This is a genomic window from Streptomyces sp. NPDC054932 (assembly GCF_053610205.1).
Genome location: NZ_JBSGXU010000044.1, coordinates 1 through 14,530, shown reverse-complemented (window position 1 = coordinate 14,530; position 14,530 = coordinate 1). Strand labels below are relative to the sequence as shown.

The 14,530-nt window shown below is 73.5% G+C and carries 14 protein-coding genes; 8 read left to right on the top strand and 6 right to left on the bottom strand.

Annotation, left to right across the window (positions count from 1 at the left end; translation table 11 throughout):
- Positions 1–113 precede the first annotated feature (113 nt).
- On the top strand, positions 114–743 hold the full coding sequence (locus ACWGE1_RS15070; RefSeq protein ID WP_453420965.1) for a transmembrane-type terpene cyclase: 630 nt from the start codon (positions 114–116) through the stop codon (positions 741–743).
- Here the strand turns inward: ACWGE1_RS15070 and ACWGE1_RS15065 are convergent.
- Genes ACWGE1_RS15065 through ACWGE1_RS15055 form a run of 3 tightly spaced genes read right to left on the bottom strand, consistent with a single transcriptional unit; the run spans position 715 to position 3,475 of the window.
- The gene (locus ACWGE1_RS15065) at positions 715–1,524 is read right to left on the bottom strand and encodes a L,D-transpeptidase family protein (protein ID WP_453420933.1); all 810 of its coding nucleotides are present in this window, start codon (positions 1,522–1,524) and stop codon (positions 715–717) included. The genes ACWGE1_RS15070 and ACWGE1_RS15065 overlap by 29 nt on opposite strands.
- Entirely contained in the window at positions 1,521–2,816 is a 1,296-nt protein-coding gene (locus ACWGE1_RS15060; RefSeq protein WP_453420932.1) for an ATP-binding protein, read from the bottom strand. The genes ACWGE1_RS15065 and ACWGE1_RS15060 overlap by 4 nt, the downstream gene beginning before the upstream one ends.
- Positions 2,813–3,475, bottom strand: coding sequence for a response regulator transcription factor (locus tag ACWGE1_RS15055; RefSeq protein WP_453420964.1), 663 nt, complete (start codon positions 3,473–3,475; stop codon positions 2,813–2,815). Before ACWGE1_RS15055 ends, ACWGE1_RS15060 begins: the two co-directional genes overlap by 4 nt.
- 90 nt (positions 3,476–3,565) lie before the next feature.
- On the opposite strand from ACWGE1_RS15055, the gene ACWGE1_RS15050 reads away from it, so the two are divergent.
- From ACWGE1_RS15050 to ACWGE1_RS15030, 5 genes are all read left to right on the top strand, one after another.
- Positions 3,566–4,057, top strand: coding sequence for a hypothetical protein (locus ACWGE1_RS15050; protein WP_453420931.1), 492 nt, complete (start codon positions 3,566–3,568; stop codon positions 4,055–4,057).
- The gene (locus tag ACWGE1_RS15045; RefSeq protein WP_453420930.1) at positions 4,054–5,160 is read left to right on the top strand and encodes a peptidoglycan-binding protein; all 1,107 of its coding nucleotides are present in this window, start codon (positions 4,054–4,056) and stop codon (positions 5,158–5,160) included. The genes ACWGE1_RS15050 and ACWGE1_RS15045 overlap by 4 nt, the downstream gene beginning before the upstream one ends.
- A 14-nt stretch (positions 5,161–5,174) precedes the next feature.
- Complete coding sequence (locus ACWGE1_RS15040; RefSeq protein WP_453420963.1) at positions 5,175–5,894, top strand: ABC transporter ATP-binding protein; 720 nt, start codon at positions 5,175–5,177, stop codon at positions 5,892–5,894.
- On the top strand, positions 5,891–7,117 hold the full coding sequence (locus tag ACWGE1_RS15035; RefSeq protein ID WP_453420929.1) for an ABC transporter permease: 1,227 nt from the start codon (positions 5,891–5,893) through the stop codon (positions 7,115–7,117). Before ACWGE1_RS15040 ends, ACWGE1_RS15035 begins: the two co-directional genes overlap by 4 nt.
- A gap of 117 nt (positions 7,118–7,234) precedes the next feature.
- On the top strand, positions 7,235–7,678 hold the full coding sequence (locus ACWGE1_RS15030; RefSeq protein ID WP_453420928.1) for an NUDIX hydrolase: 444 nt from the start codon (positions 7,235–7,237) through the stop codon (positions 7,676–7,678).
- A gap of 46 nt (positions 7,679–7,724) precedes the next feature.
- Here the strand turns inward: ACWGE1_RS15030 and ACWGE1_RS15025 are convergent, their stop codons facing one another.
- From ACWGE1_RS15025 to ACWGE1_RS15015, 3 genes are all read right to left on the bottom strand, one after another.
- Positions 7,725–8,579: a trypsin-like serine peptidase gene (locus tag ACWGE1_RS15025; RefSeq protein WP_453420927.1), complete on the bottom strand. Its 855-nt coding sequence runs from the start codon at positions 8,577–8,579 to the stop codon at positions 7,725–7,727.
- 84 nt (positions 8,580–8,663) lie between these two features.
- Entirely contained in the window at positions 8,664–9,158 is a 495-nt protein-coding gene (locus ACWGE1_RS15020) for a GNAT family N-acetyltransferase (RefSeq protein ID WP_453420926.1), read from the bottom strand.
- Positions 9,159–9,394: 236 nt separating this feature from the next.
- Positions 9,395–10,621, bottom strand: a complete 1,227-nt coding sequence (locus ACWGE1_RS15015) for an amidohydrolase family protein (RefSeq protein ID WP_453420925.1) — start codon at positions 10,619–10,621, stop codon at positions 9,395–9,397.
- Between the two features lie 131 nt (positions 10,622–10,752).
- Between ACWGE1_RS15015 and ACWGE1_RS15010 the strand changes: the two genes are divergently transcribed.
- A complete protein-coding gene (locus ACWGE1_RS15010; protein WP_453420924.1) occupies positions 10,753–13,992 on the top strand; it encodes a BTAD domain-containing putative transcriptional regulator in 3,240 nt (1,079 codons plus the stop codon).
- Between the two features lie 178 nt (positions 13,993–14,170).
- Positions 14,171–14,371 carry a hypothetical protein gene (locus ACWGE1_RS15005; protein ID WP_453420923.1) on the top strand — a complete coding sequence of 67 codons (201 nt, stop codon included), beginning with the start codon at positions 14,171–14,173 and terminating at the stop codon, positions 14,369–14,371.
- Positions 14,372–14,530: the final 159 nt, after the last annotated feature.

The following is a 14,530-nucleotide window of genomic DNA, read 5'->3' as shown; positions in this document are numbered from 1 at the left end:
AGGGGGGCGACAGGCTCCGCCCGGAACCGGACGCAAGGGCCGGGCCGGGACGAGGGCCGGTTCCGCCCGTTCCCTCCGCCCGTTCCGCTCGCTAGGGTGCGCGCGTGGATCTGATGCTCACGCTCGTCAGCGGGATCGCCTGGACGGTCGTGTACGTGGAGGCGATCCGCGTCGGGCTGCGCGACCGGACATATGCGATGCCCGTCGCCGCGCTCGCGCTCAACTTCGCCTGGGAGAGCACCTACGCCGTCCGTGAGTTCTCGGTCGGCGTCTCCGCGCAGGGCGTCGTCAACGTGGTGTGGGCGGTGGCCGACCTCGTGATCGTCTACACCTACCTGCGCTTCGGACGGGCCGAGCTGCCCGAGTTCGTCACCCGGCCCCTCTTCGCCGCCTGGTCGGTCCTGATCTTCGGCACGGGCTTCGCCGTGCAGTGGCTGTTCCTGGCGCACTTCGGGATGCACGACGCGACCAGGTACTCGGCGTTCCTGCAGAACCTCCTGATGTCCGGGCTGTTCATCGGCCTGTACACCACCCGGCAGGGGTCGCACGGGCAGTCCCTGACCATCGCCGTCGCCAAGTGGCTCGGGACGCTCGCCCCCACCCTGCTGTTCGGGGTGGTGGAGGACGCCCCGTTCATCCTCGGGCTCGGGATCCTGTGCAGCGTCTTCGACCTGGCCTACATCGGCCTGCTGCTCCGGCCCCGGTTCGCCCGCGTCAGAAGCCTTCCGGCCCCATCACGATGACCGGCTTCGCCGCCGGGTCGAGGGTTTCCAGGACCTTCTTCATGGCCGCCTTCGGGATGCCGACGCACCCCTGCGAGGGGCCGTCGTGGTCCACGTGCAGCCAGATGTTGCCGCCCTTGCCCGCACCGTCCGGCATGACCGGATCCAGCGGGGACCTGCCAGCCCTGCGGTTGAAGTCGATCGCGACGACGTAGTCGAAGGAGCCCGCCAGGGACTCCCCGTTCACCCCGAGACCGCTGGCGACGAAGCCGCCGTTCCTGTCGTACGGGAGCCGGGTGCCGGGCGGCTTCGGCAGCAGGCCGCCCGCGTCGGTGAGCGCGAAGACACCCTGCGGCGAGGTCAGGTCGCCGTACGCACGCTCGGCCGACCAGCCCTTGGCCCCGTTGCGGGCGGGCCAGCTCTCGGCCCGCACCCAGTCGGCGCCGGTCGCGGGGCGGGTGTAGAGCGCGGCAGTGGACTCCGAGGAGTCGGCGGCGCTGCCGGTGACCAGGATGAGCTGCAGGGACTCGGCCGGAATCCGGGCCCGGGTCTGCTCGCTGATGCCGGTCAGGCCCTGCGGGGCGACGACCCGCGGGGAGTCGCGCGCGGCGCGGTCCTCGGCCTGCGGCCGGGCGTCCGCACGGACCTCCTGCCGGGCGACGGCGGCCCTGTCCGGGTTCTGGGCGACGTACACCCAGCCGACCGTGAAGGTCGCGAGGCCCAGGACTGCGGCGAGGGCCACCCGGCGGTTCGTACGGGTCCTGCGGGACGGGCGGGAGCGGGCTCGGGCGTGCTTGCTCATTCAACCGACCGTACATCAGCAGGTCCCCGGAGCCCGTGTGGCCGGGGCGTGCGCGCCTCGGCGGGCACCGGGAAGCGGACGCGGACCGTGAGGCCGCCCTCCGGGGCCGGATTGGCCGCGGCCGCCAGCTCCGCCCCGTGGGCCCGCGCGATCGAGGCCACGATCGACAGCCCCAACCCGGCGCCCTCACCAGCGGTGTGCTGCCGTTCGGCGCGTCTGCGGAACGGCTCCAGGAGGCCCGGCGCGTCCGCCGGATCGATCACCGGACCGGTGTTCGACACCGTCAGTTCCCCGTCGGCGGACGTGGCCACGGCGATCCGGCCTCCGGCGCGGTTGTGACGCACCGCATTGATCAGCAGGTTCCGCAGCAGGTGCCCCAGCAGGGTCCGGTCGCCCGTCACGGTCAGCGGCGCGAGGGTCCGTACGACGGTCAGCCCCTGCTGCGGACAGGCCGCCGGCTCGGCCGCCGCGAGCTCCGCCAGGTCCACCGGACCGGTCGACTCCAGCCCCTGCTCCGAGACGGCCAGCAGCAGGAGCGACTCGATGAGGTGCTCGCTGGAGTCCGCCACACCGATCAGCTTGGCGCGGATCCGGGCGACCTTCTCCGGTGACGGGTCCCCGGCCAGCCCGATCTCGGCCGCCGCCCGCTGGACGGCCAGCGGGGTGCGCAGTTCGTGCGCCGCGTTCGCCGCGAACCGCCGCTGCGCGGAGACCAGCTGCTCCATCCGCCCCAGCATCGCGTCGAAGGTGTCGGCCAGCTGCTTGAGCTCGCCGGGCGGGGCGTCGAGGGAGATCCGCTCGTCCAGGTTCTCCCCTGACAGGCGGCGCGCGGTCTCGGTGATCACGCCGACGGGGCGCAGCACCCGGCCGGCCATCCACCAGGCGAGGCAGATGGACAGCACGGCGAAGACGGCCAGCGCGAGGAGGGAGTACATCAGCAGCCGGTGCCGGGTGGCATCGGTGACGGCGTCCGAGAGGTTCTGGGTGTAGGCGTAGCTCTTGAGCTGCTCGGGGGTGGGGGCCTGGCCCGGCGGCATCGTCCTGGCCGGTTCCCAGGGGCGGCCCGGGGCGACCGGCAGCCCGGGCACGGGCCCGGGCGACTGGGCGACGTAGGCCGGACCGACCGTACGCACGGCCCCGCTGACGCTCGCGTAGAGGCCCTGGCCGACCAGGAGGTAGACCAGCGCCACCAGGCCGCCGCCCGCGAGGAGCAGCAGCGAGCCGTACAGGGCGGTGAGGCGGCCGCGCTCGGTCCGCAGGAGTCTGCGGACCCGCGTCCGGTGCCCGCTCACCGGGCGGCGATCCGGTAACCCGCGCCCGGCACGGTCTCGATCAGCGGCGGCTCGCCCAGCTTGGCGCGGAGCTTGCTGAGGGTGACCCGGACCGCGTTGGTGGAGTAGCTGGTGTCCTGCTCCCACACCTGCTCGATCAGGTCGTCGTTGCTGATCACGGCGCCCTCGGCGCGCAGCAGCGCCTCCAGCACCGCGAACTCCTTGCGGGACAGCGCGAGCCGGTGCCCGTCGCGGGTGGCGCTGCGCCGGGCGGTGTCGACGGCGATCCCGGCGCGCTCCAGCACGGGCGGCAGGGCGGGGCGGGTCCGCCGGCCCAGGGCCAGGACGCGGGCGAGGAGCTCGTCGTAGGCGAACGGCTTGGTGAGGTAGTCGTCGGCGCCGAGACCGAGGCCCTCGACGCGGTCCCGTACCGTCCCGGAGGCGGTCAGCATCAGGACGCGCGTCAGCAGCCGCTCGCGCACGACCTGGCGGCAGACCTCGTCACCGTGCAGGCCGGGCAGGTCGCGGTCCAGGACGAGGACGTCGTACTCGCCCAGGCGCAGGCGCCGCAGGGCCTCCGGGCCGTCGGCCGCCTCGTCGACGGCGAGCGCATCGCGGCGCAGCCCCTCGGCGATCATCTCCCGGAGGAATTCCTCGTCCTCCACCACCAGTACGCGCATGGCGTCCTCTTTACCGGAGATCGGCATTTCGCCGTTGTAAGCAGAGGGCGAGAGGGAAACGAAAGGCCCTTTCACCGCAGGCTCGGGCCCATGAAGCGATCCCTGATCATGACCACGGCCGCGGTCGTCACCGGGCTGACCCTGTTCGCCACCGCCTGCGCGAACGACTCCTCGGCGGGGAAGAAGGACGCCTCCGGGGGCGCGAGCGGCGGCGGCGCCGGCTCGGTGGCCGACAACGCCGTGAAGATGCGCCAGTGCCTGCGCGAGCACGGCATCGACGTGCCCGACCCCGAGCCCGGCCAGGACCCGCGCGGGATGACGCTGGGCGGGGACGCCGACCCGCAGAAGATGCAGGAGGCGATGAAGGCATGCGGGATGAGCACCGGCTCCGGCGCCGGCAAGGAGCCCACGCAGGAGGAGAAGGACAAGGAGCTGGAGTGGATCCGGTGCATGCGCGAGAACGGGATCGCCCTCAAAGACCCTGAGTACCACGAGGGCGGCATGAAGAGCGCCACCGAGATCCCCAAGGGCCAGGAGAAGGCCTTCGAGGAGGCCCAGAAGAAGTGCGACACGGCCCGATGAGGAAGCGGGCCAAGTGGCTGCTGGCCTCGCTGGCCGCCGTACTGGCCGCCACGGGCGGCGGCTGGGCCGTCATGGACCGGACGCAGGGCGATGCCGGCGGGCAGGAGCGGCGCGCGGCCGGCGGGCTGCCGCCGGCCACGGCGCCGGTCGAGCGGGGCGACCTCAGCTCGGGCCTCCAGGTGGAGGGCACCCTCGGCTACGCGCAGGAGCGCAAGCTGAACGCGGGCGGGCCGGGCGTGCTGACCTGGATCGCGGGCGAGGGCTCGGCGGTGGAGCGGGACGGGAAGCTGTACGAGGTCAACGGCAGGGCGGTGCGGCTCATGTACGGGTCCACGCCGATGTACCGGCCGCTGAAGGCCGGGGACAAGGGCGAGGACGTCAAGCAGCTCAAGCGGAACCTGCAGGCGCTGGGGTACGGCACCGGGCTCGACCCGCAGGACGGCGTCTTCACGGCGGGCACGGCCACGGCGGTCAAGCGGTGGCAGAAGGCGCACAGGACGGCGGAGACGGGCGAGGTCGGCAAGGAGGACATCGCCTTCGCCTCGGGGCCGCAGCGGGTACGCGGGAACGATGCGGCGGTCGGTGACGAACCGGGGCCGGGCAAGCCGGTGCTGACGGTCACGGGCACCGAGCGGATCGTCCGCTTCCGGCTGGACGCGGCGAAGGCGGGCGCGGCGAAGGCGGGCGATCCGGTGACCGTACGGCTGCCCGGGGGCGGCAGCGCCACCGGGCGGATCGACTCGGTGGGCGGCTCGGCCCGGCCGGACGACAGGAACGGCGGCCCGGGCGGCGGCGGTGGCGGTGGCGGCGATCAGAAGGCCAAGGTCGAGGTGTCCGTCACCTTCGACAAGCCGGCCGAGGTCAATGCCCCCGACCAGTCCCCGGTGAGCGTCGGCCTGACCGGGGAGACCCGCAAGGGCGTGCTCTCCGTACCGGTCGGCGCGCTGCTCGCGCTCGCGGATGGCGGCTTCGGCGTCCAGGTCGTGGAGGACGGCCGGGCCCGCGAGGTTCCGGTCGGGCTGGGCATGTTCGGCAACGGCCGGGTCGAGGTGACCGGCGACGCCCTCGAGGAGGGCATGCAGGTGGGGATCCCGAAGCTGTGACGCACATGGAGACAGTGGTGGAGCTGACCGGGGTCACGAAGGAGTACCCGGGCGGGGTCGCGGCCCTGCGCGGGGTCGATCTGACGGTCACCGCCGGGGAGCTGCTCGCCATCGTCGGCCCGTCGGGCTCCGGCAAGTCCACCCTGCTGCACATCGTCGGCACCCTGGACCGCCCGACCGCGGGCGGCGTACGGATCGCCGGGTACGACATCGCGGCCCTCTCGGACCGCTCGCTGTCGGCCCTGCGCTCCCGGCACGTCGGCTTCGTCTTCCAGTCCTTCCACCTGGTGCCTGGCATCAGCGCCCGGGCGAACGTCGCCGAGGGGCTGCTGTACAGCGGGCTCTCGCGGTCCGAGCGGCTGCGCCGGGCGGCCGGGGCGCTGGAGCGGGTGGGCCTCGGCGACCGGATGGGGCACCGGCCGCACGAGCTGTCGGGCGGGCAGAAGCAGCGGGTGGCGATCGCCCGGGCGGTGGCGGGCGCACCCGATCTGCTGCTGGCCGACGAGCCGACCGGCGCGCTGGACACGGCGTCCGGGGAGTCGGTGATGGAGCTGCTGCGCGAGCTGAACCGGGACGGGGCCACCATCGCCGTGATCACCCACGACCAGGAGATCGCGGCGAGCCTGCCGCGGCAGGTGCGGATCCGCGACGGGGAGATCGTGGCGGACGTGGGCGGCCGGGCGGGCGTGCGCGGCCGGGCCGACGCGGGCGGCCGGGCGGAGGTGGCGTCATGAGCCGCGCCGACGCCCGGAAGCGGGTGCGCGCCCGGCGGTTGACGCCGCCGAGGCTGTCCCCGCGGGACGTCCTGCACGTCGGATCGGCGGGCCTGCGCTCCCGCCCGATGCGGGTGTTCCTGTCCGCGCTCGGGATCGCCATCGGCATCGCGACGATGATCGCGGTGGTCGGGATCTCGTCCTCCAGCCAGGCCAAGCTGCTGCAGGAGCTCGACCGGCTGGGCACCAACATGCTGGTCGTGAAGCCGGGCGAGGGGATGTTCACCGGCCAGGACACCGAGCTGCCCAAGGACGCCCCCGGGATGATCTCCCGGATCGCGGGGGTCGAGTCGGTCGGCACCACCGGTGACGTGCCCGAGTCCGTACGCCGTTCGGAGAACATCCCGAAGGGGGAGACGGGCGGGATCGCGCTCAAGGCGGTCAGGGACGACCTGCTGGGCACCCTGCGCGCGGGCATGGCGAGCGGCACCTGGCTCAACGCGGTCACCGGCCGCTACCCGTCGGTGGTGCTCGGGGACGTCTCCGCGCGCCGGCTCGGCATCACCGAACCGGGCCAGCAGGTCTTCATCGGCGGCCGGTACTTCACGGTGATCGGCATCCTGGAGCCGGTCCCGCTGGCCCCGGAGATCGAGCGCTCCGCGCTGATCGGATGGGAGGCCGCCGAGCAGCTGCTGGGCTTCGGCGGTCACCCGACGGCGGTGTACGAGCGGTCGGCGGACGACCGGGTGGCGGCGGTCAGGGAGCTGATCCCCCGGACGGCCAACCCGCAGAGCCCGACCGCGGTGCAGGTCACCGATCCCTCGGCGGCGCTCCGGGCGAAGGCGGCCACGGAGGGCGCGTTCAGCACGCTGCTGCTGGGGCTGGGCGGGATCGCACTGCTGGTGGGCGGGGTCGGCGTCGCCAACACCATGATCATCTCGGTGCTGGAGCGGCGCCACGAGATCGGCCTGCGGCGGTCCCTGGGCGGCACGAAGGGCCAGATCCGGATCCAGTTCGTGACGGAGTCCCTGCTGCTGTCCGGCCTCGGCGGCCTGGCGGGCATCGCCCTGGGCGGCGCGGCCACAGCGGTCTACGCCCGGGTCGGCGACCTCCCCTGGGTGGTCCCGCTCTGGGCGGTGACCGGCGGCTTCGCCTCGACGCTGATCATCGGCACGCTGGCCGGGCTCTACCCGGCGGTGCGCGCGGCCCGGCTGTCGCCGACGCTGGCGCTGGCTGCGGCGTAGCGGACCGGGCCGCGGAACCGGAAGGGACACCGGGACGGGGGACGGGCGGCCGGGCGGCGGTAAAAGGCCAGGTGCAAGACCGTCCCCCGAACCCGATCACCGGCGTACATTGAATTGATGATGCGAACTCCACGTCACGCAGCGCGCGTTGTCATCCTGTCCCCCAACGGATCCGTGTTCCTCTTCCGCGAGGACAACGTGGAGGTGGGCATCCACTGGCTGCCGCCCGGCGGCGGCATCGATCCCGGCGAGAGCCCCGAGGACTGCGTGCGGCGCGAGCTGCGCGAGGAGACCGGGTGGACCGACCTGGAACCGGAGCGGCTGCTCTGCACCTGGGAGCACGACTTCACGCACCAGGGGATCCCCGTCCGCCAGCACGAGCACATCTACGTCACCACGGGCCCCCACCGCGAGCCGGTCCTCGAGGCCCCGGACATCCACTGGCAGTGGCTCTCCCCGCAGCGCCTCGCCACCCTGGGCGAACCCCTCTGGCCCCCGCGCCTGCCGGACCTGCTGGCCAACACCCCGACGGAGCCGGTCCACCTGGGACTGCTGGCCTAGCCCGTCCCTTCCGGATCCCGCCGGACCCCAGGGGGTGTCTTGCCGATCAGGCCGCGGGCTTCGTGGTGGCCTTGGCGTACAGCTGGGCCGCGTACTCGCCGAGGACCGTGCTGGTGGACACGTCGTCGGTGTCCCCGCCCGTGAGGATGCCGACGATCTTCCCGTCGCGGGCGATCCACGCGCTGCCGCTGGTGCCGCCCGGGAAATCGGCGCAGTCGAAGCGCTGTTGGGTCGCGCTCTCGCGGACGGCGACCGAGGTGCAGGTACGGGGGATCTTGCGGTCGGCGGGGTAGCCGGTCACGGTGACCTCCTCGCCCGCGCGGCCGCTGGTGTCGAGCACGGCCGCGCCGGTCACGTCCTCGATGGTGCGGCCCTTGGCGTCCGGGGCGAGGCGGGCGAAGGCGAGGTCGTAGTCGTCGTCCGTACCCTCGGCCCAGCGGTCGTCCTCGAAGACCTGCTCGATCTTCCATGTGCCGTACGGGGCCACCCCGTTGGCGTAGGCGGGAGCGAAGACGGCGCTTCCGCCGGTCTGGTCCCCTTCGAGCAGACAGTGCCCGGCAGTGATGATCATGTTCCGGCCGGGGCTGCTCACGACGGTGGCGGTGCAGAAGTGGTCACTGTCCAGGCCGTCGGTGAACAGGGCCCCGGTGAAGGCGGCGGGTCCACCGGGCGGCGGTGTGACGGCCGGCGGCAGGGTGCTGCCGGGCGGCGGGGAGAGCTGGGGCCTCGCCGCTTGCGAACGCGACGACGGACCCGTCGGCGAGGCGGTCGGCGCGGCCTTCGCCCGTGCGGGCGGGACCGCTTCGGGTGGCGGCGCCAGCTTGGCCACCGCGGCGGATGCCCCCAGAGCCGCCACCGCACACAGCACCGCCGTCACGACGGTCCGCTTGTCCACCGGCATGATCATCCTTCCGCTTCACCCTGGCGAAGCATGCCCCGGCGGCGGGGGTGGGTGCAAGAACGGCAACGGCTCCCGACCCTCCCGTCACATGGTTTCGACCCGCAGGTCGCATACGAAACGCAGCCCCGGTCGGCCCTCCAGATCGACATCGCCGGTGGGCACGAAGCCCGTACGGCCCAGCACCGCGCGCGAACCGGCGTTGTCGAGCGTCGTGACCGCCCGCAGCGCGGTCAGCCCGTACTCCAGGGCCGCCAGCGCACGGGCCTCCCGTACCCCGGCCGTGGCCAGGCCGCGGCCGGCGGCCCGCTCGGCGATCCGGTACCCGAGCTCGGCCGAACCGTCGGCCACGTCAACGAGGTTGACCCGGCCCACCACGTCACCGCCGTCGTCCACCAGCACGTGGAAGAAGCACAGCCCGGCGGCCTGCTCGGCCATCAGCGCGGCGTGCCGCTCGTCGAAGCGCTCGAAGTACCGGTCGCCGCGGTCGGGCACGGAGGCGGCGAAGTAGGCCCGGTTCTCCCGCTCGAATGCGAGCAGGGCCGGCGCGTGGTCGAAGCGGAGCAACTGGAGTCCGGTCACGGCCCGATGGTAGGACGGGCGGTGTCGGCGGCTCCGCGCCGCCGCCGGACCGCGATCCCGTTCACGGTCGCCCCGGGGTCTCCGGCATGCCCGGTTCGGTTCGGCCGCCGGTCCCGGCCTCCTCGCCGCCCGGACGCGCCCCGGCCTCACCGAACCGGCACCTGCCGCGGATCCCGCGGCCGCACGATCCCGCCCTCCCCCGTACGGGGGAAGCCGGCCGCCCTAGGGCTGCGGACTCACGCCCCCGGTCCCACCCACAGGCCGTCCGGTGTGAGACCGAGCAGGTCGATCGCGTTGCCGCGCACGATGCGGTCCACCACGTCCGGCGCGAGGTGGCCCATCTGGCTCTCGCCGACCTCGCGGGACTTGGGCCAGGTCGAGTCCGAGTGGGGGTAGTCCGTCTCGTACAGAACGTTGGCGACGCCGATCGCGTCGAGGTTCTTCAGGCCGAAGGCGTCGTCGAAGAAGCAGCCGAAGACGTGCTCGGCGAAGAGCTCCGACGGCGGGCGCAGCACCTTGTCCGCGACTCCGCCCCAGCCCCGATTCTCCTCCCAGACCACGTCGGCGCGCTCCAGGATGTACGGGATCCAGCCGATCTGGCCCTCCGCGTACATGATCTTCAGGTTGGGGAAGCGCTCGAACTTGCCACTCATCAGCCAGTCGACCATCGAGAAGCAGCAGTTGGCGAAGGTGATGGTGGAGCCGACCGCGGGCGGGGCGTCCGCCGAGGTGGACGGCATGCGGGAGGAGGAGCCGATGTGCATGGCGATGACCGTGCCGGTCTCGTTGCACGCCTCCAGGAAGGGGTCCCAGTCGTCCGTGTGGATGGAGGGGAGGCCCAGGTGCGGGGGTATCTCGGAGAAGGCGACCGCCCGCACGCCGCGCGCGGCGTTGCGGCGGACCTCGGCTGCGGCGAGCCGGGCGTCCCAGAGCGGGATCAGGGTGAGGGGGATCAGGCGGCCGCGGGCGTCCGGGCCGCACCACTCCTCCACCATCCAGTCGTTGTAGGCCCGTACGCCGAGCAGTCCCAGTTCGCGGTCCTTGGCCTCGGTAAAGGTCTGGCCGCAGAAGCGGGGGAAGGTCGGGAAGCAGAGGGCCGACTGGACGTGGTTGACGTCCATGTCCGCGAGCCGGTCGGGAACCGAGAAGGACCCGGGGCGCATCTGCTCGTAGGTGATGACTTCCAGTTTGATCTCGTCGCGGTCGTACCCGACAGCCGTGTCGAGGCGGGTGAGCGGCCGGTGCAGGTCCTCGTACACCCACCAGTCGCCGATGGGGCCGTCGTCGCCCCTGGCCCCCATGACGGGGGCGAACTTGCCGCCGAGGAAGGTCATTTCCTTCAAGGGGGCACGGACGACGCGGGGCCCGATGTCGCGGTACTTGGACGGGAGCCGGTCCCGCCAGACGTGAGGGGGCTCAACCGTGTGGTCGTCCACCGAGATGATCTTCGGGAAGGTCTCCATGGCTCATACGGTAGCGCTGATCTGACGAACCGTCAGCTAGTTGGGCGGTGATCGGTCAAGGACGGGCTGACGTGTACGCGCGATACAGGGCAGACTGACCATGACACCGACGGAAGGCAGGGGGACGACAGATGGACGGCGTACCGGCCATCCCGAGCCCGCGGAAACACCCCGAGGCCCATACGGCTGCCGCAGCACACCGAGCCGGTCCGGTGGCGACCCCCTCCCCCGCGGCACCCGCCGCACCCGAAGCCGCGTCCGAAGCCGTCGCACACCCCGCCGGCCGCGCTGCCGGGGCCGCGTCGCCGACGGCGACCCCGACCGGAGCCGGAAGCGGAACCGGAAGCGGAACCGGAACCGGCACGTACCCCGGCGCCGCCGCCACGGGCCCGGCACGGCCCGCCGCCCCCGCCGCCGCCGGACCGGCCGACACCGCCGCAGGTGACACCGCTGCGCCCGCCGCAGGCGAGTCCCGCTTCGCCGTCCTCGGCCCCGTCCGCGCCTGGCGCGGCGCCGACATCCTGCCCTCCGGCACCCCCCAGCAGCGCGCCCTGCTCGCCGTGCTCCTGCTGCGCGACGGCCGTACCGCCACCGCGCCCGAGCTCATCGACGCCATCTGGGGCGAGGACCCGCCGCAGCAGGCCCTCGCCACCATCCGTACGTACGCCTCCCGTCTGCGCAAGGTCGTCGCCCCCGGCCTGCTCGTCACCGAGTCCGGCGGCTACGCCATACGGCTGCGCTCCGCCGCCACCCTCGACCTCGGCATCGCCCGCAGCCTCGCCGCCGACGCCGAGGCGGCCCGCGCCGCCGGTGACCGCTCCCTCGCCCGGACGCTCCTCGCCCGCGCCCTCGACCTGTGGGAGGGCGAGCCCCTCGCCGGGGTCCCCGGCCCGCACGCCGAGACCGAGCGCACCCGGCTCGCCGAATGGCGCCTGCAGCTGCTGGAGACCCGCCTCGACCTCGACCTGGAGGTCGGCCACCACGCCGAGGCCGTCTCCGAGCTCACCGCCCTCACCGCCGCCCACCCGCTGCGCGAACGCCTGCGCGAGCTGCTGATGCTCGCCCTCTACCGCAGCGGCCGGCAGGCCGAGGCCCTCGCCGTCTACGCCGACACGCGCCGTCTCCTCGCCGACGAGCTCGGCGTCGACCCTCGCCCCGAACTGGCCGCTCTCCAGCAGCGCATACTGAACGCCGACGCCGATCTCGCCCGCGCGGAGGACCCGGCCCCGGCCGCCGCGACCGTTCACGTAAGGCCTGCCCAATTGCCTGCGACCGTCCCCGACTTCACCGGCCGCGCCAGCTTCGTCGACGAGCTCGGCGCCATCCTCGGCGGCGGCGCCCAGGACCAGGTCATGGCGGTCTCCGCGCTCGCCGGCATCGGCGGCGTCGGCAAGACCACCCTGGCCGTGCACGTCGCCCACGCCGCCCGCCCGCACTTCCCCGACGGCCAGCTCTACGTCGACCTCCAGGGCACCGAGGCCCGGCCGGCCGAACCGGAGGCCGTCCTCGGCTCCTTCCTGCGCGCCCTCGGCACCCCCGACACGGCCATCCCCGACTCCCCCGCCGACCGGGCCGCGCTCTACCGCTCCACCCTCGACGGCCGCCGCGTCCTGGTCCTCCTCGACAACGCCCGCGACGCCGCCCAGGTCCGCCCGCTGCTGCCGGGCACCGCCGGCTGCGCCGCCCTCGTCACCAGCCGGGTCCGCATGGCGGGCCTCGCCGGGGCCCATCTCGTCGACCTCGACGTGATGAGCCCCGAGGAGGCCCTCCAGCTCTTCACCCGCATAGTCGGCGAGGAACGCGTGCGCGCCGAACGCCAGGCCGCCCTCGACGTCGTCGGCGCCTGCGGCTTCCTGCCGCTCGCCATCCGCATCGCCGCCTCCCGGCTCGCCGCCCGCCGCACCTGGACCGTCTCCGTCCTCGCCGCCAAGCTCGCCGACGAACGCCGCCGCCTCGACGAGCTCCAGGCCGGCGACCTCGCCGTCAAGGCCACCTTCGAGCTGGGCTACGGCCAGCTCGAGTCCGCCCAGCAGCGCGCCTTCCGCCTCCTCGGCCTCGCCGACGGCCCCGACATCTCGCTGTCCGCGGCGGCCGCCGTACTGGACCTGCCCGAGTACGACACCGAGGACCTCCTCGAAGCTTTAGTCGACTGCTCCCTGCTGGAATCCGCCGCTCCCGGCCGCTACCGCTTCCACGACCTCGTACGCCTCTACGCGCGTGCCTGCGCCGAGCGCGACGAGCAGCCGCCGAGCTCGCGCGAGGCGGCCCTGGACCGGCTGCTGGACTTCTACCTGGCCACCGCCTCCGGGGTCTACGCCCTGGAACGCCCCGGCGACCGGCTGCCCGCGCACCTGTCCGACACCCACTACCCCGGGCTGGTCTTCGCCGAGCCCCGCGCCGCCCTGGACTGGCTGTACGCCGAGGCCGACCCGCTGCTGGCGTGCGTACGGCAGGCCTCCGTACGGGGCGGCGAGACGCTGGTCCTGCGCCGGGCCGTGGACCTGCTGTGGGCGGCGAAGGACCTGGCCGAGTCCGGCGCCAACTCCCGGCAGTACGAATCCGCCGCGGTCGCCCTGCGGGACGCCGCCCAGGCCGCCAAGGACCCGTACGCCGAGGGCCGCGCCCGCACCACCCTCACCAACGTCCACCTGGTCGCGGGCCGCTTCGCCGAGGCCGACGACGAGGCCGCCCGGGCCACCGCGCTCGCCCGCGAGGCCGGCGACCCGCTGCCCAGCTGCTGGGCACCCAACGACCGCGGGATCATCGCCCTCTACGAGGGCCGGTTCGCGGACGGCGAGCGGTACCTGCTGGAGGCCATCGAGAACTTCCGCGCCGACGGCAACAACGTCGGCGAGGCCAGCGCCCTGTGCAACCTCTCCCGCATCCACGTGGGACTGGACCGGCTGCCCAGCGCCATAGACCTCGCCCAGCAGGGCATCGCCATCTACGACCGGATGGGCCTGAGCCTGCGCCTGGCCAACGGCCGCTACGCCCTGGGCATCGCCCTCACCCAGGCGGGGCGGCTCGGCGAGGCCCTGGCGCAGCTCGCCGAGGCGCTGTCGCTGTTCCACGACAACCGCCAGCCCCTGTGGGAGGGCGTGACCCACTTCCGGCTCGCCGAGGCCCACCTGGCGGCGCGCCGGCCCACCCTGGCCGCCTCGCACGCGGAGCAGGCGATCGCGCTGCGCGGCATCGGCGGGGAGTGGCGCCGGGCGACGGTCCTGACGGTGCTCGGCAAGGCGCTGCGGCGGCTGGGACAGACGGACCGGGCGCGGGCGTGCTGGCGGGACGCGGAGAGCGTGTTCAAGCAGCTTCGGTCGGCCGAACTGGGCGAGGTCCAGGCCCTGTTGGCCTCGGAGATCGCGGCCTGAGCTGCGGGGACTCCGGCTGAACGCGGCGTTCATCGTTCGTTTATCGCCCTCCGCCACGATAGACGCATCGACCCGGCGCCTCGGGGGAGCATCCGGGCCGGTTGGTGGACTACCCGTTCGGCGGTCATCGGGGGAATCGCCGAACGGGCCCAGCCCTACCCAATCTTCAGGAGAACCGATGACGACGAACGAGAACCTCAAGCCGCTCGACAACCACGCCTCGGGCGTCGATATCGAGACCCTGGACAACCACGCCTCGGGCGTCGAGATCAAGCCGCTCGAGAAGACGCCGGACCCGGCTGCGGCTCCGGTCCCGGACCCGGCCGCGGGCGAAGAGATCCAGACGCTGGACAACCACGCGTCCGGCCCGCGTCCGTAGGCACGCGCACGACGTACGGGGGAACCACGGGGGAGTACGGGGGAACAACGGGGGAACGGCGGTCGCGGTGGCCCGGAGGGGGAGCCACCGCCACCCCCCGTAAAGTATGTGGGGGGGGGGGGGGCAAAAGCGGGGGGGGTGTTGGACAACCAACCGGCC

What these genes read in the sequence shown, in the direction of transcription:
- ACWGE1_RS15070 (WP_453420965.1), top strand. Translation starts at nt 114, where the DNA reads ATGCTCACGCTCGTCAGCGGGATCGCCTGGACGGTCGTGTACGTGGAG.
- ACWGE1_RS15065 (WP_453420933.1), bottom strand. Translation starts at nt 1,524, where the DNA reads ATGAGCAAGCACGCCCGAGCCCGCTCCCGCCCGTCCCGCAGGACCCGT.
- ACWGE1_RS15055 (WP_453420964.1), bottom strand. Translation starts at nt 3,475, where the DNA reads ATGCGCGTACTGGTGGTGGAGGACGAGGAATTCCTCCGGGAGATGATC.
- ACWGE1_RS15050 (WP_453420931.1), top strand. Translation starts at nt 3,566, where the DNA reads ATGAAGCGATCCCTGATCATGACCACGGCCGCGGTCGTCACCGGGCTG.
- ACWGE1_RS15045 (WP_453420930.1), top strand. Translation starts at nt 4,054, where the DNA reads ATGAGGAAGCGGGCCAAGTGGCTGCTGGCCTCGCTGGCCGCCGTACTG.
- ACWGE1_RS15035 (WP_453420929.1), top strand. Translation starts at nt 5,891, where the DNA reads ATGAGCCGCGCCGACGCCCGGAAGCGGGTGCGCGCCCGGCGGTTGACG.
- ACWGE1_RS15030 (WP_453420928.1), top strand. Translation starts at nt 7,235, where the DNA reads ATGATGCGAACTCCACGTCACGCAGCGCGCGTTGTCATCCTGTCCCCC.
- ACWGE1_RS15025 (WP_453420927.1), bottom strand. Translation starts at nt 8,579, where the DNA reads ATGCCGGTGGACAAGCGGACCGTCGTGACGGCGGTGCTGTGTGCGGTG.
- ACWGE1_RS15015 (WP_453420925.1), bottom strand. Translation starts at nt 10,621, where the DNA reads ATGGAGACCTTCCCGAAGATCATCTCGGTGGACGACCACACGGTTGAG.
- ACWGE1_RS15010 (WP_453420924.1), top strand. Translation starts at nt 10,753, where the DNA reads ATGGACGGCGTACCGGCCATCCCGAGCCCGCGGAAACACCCCGAGGCC.
- ACWGE1_RS15005 (WP_453420923.1), top strand. Translation starts at nt 14,171, where the DNA reads ATGACGACGAACGAGAACCTCAAGCCGCTCGACAACCACGCCTCGGGC.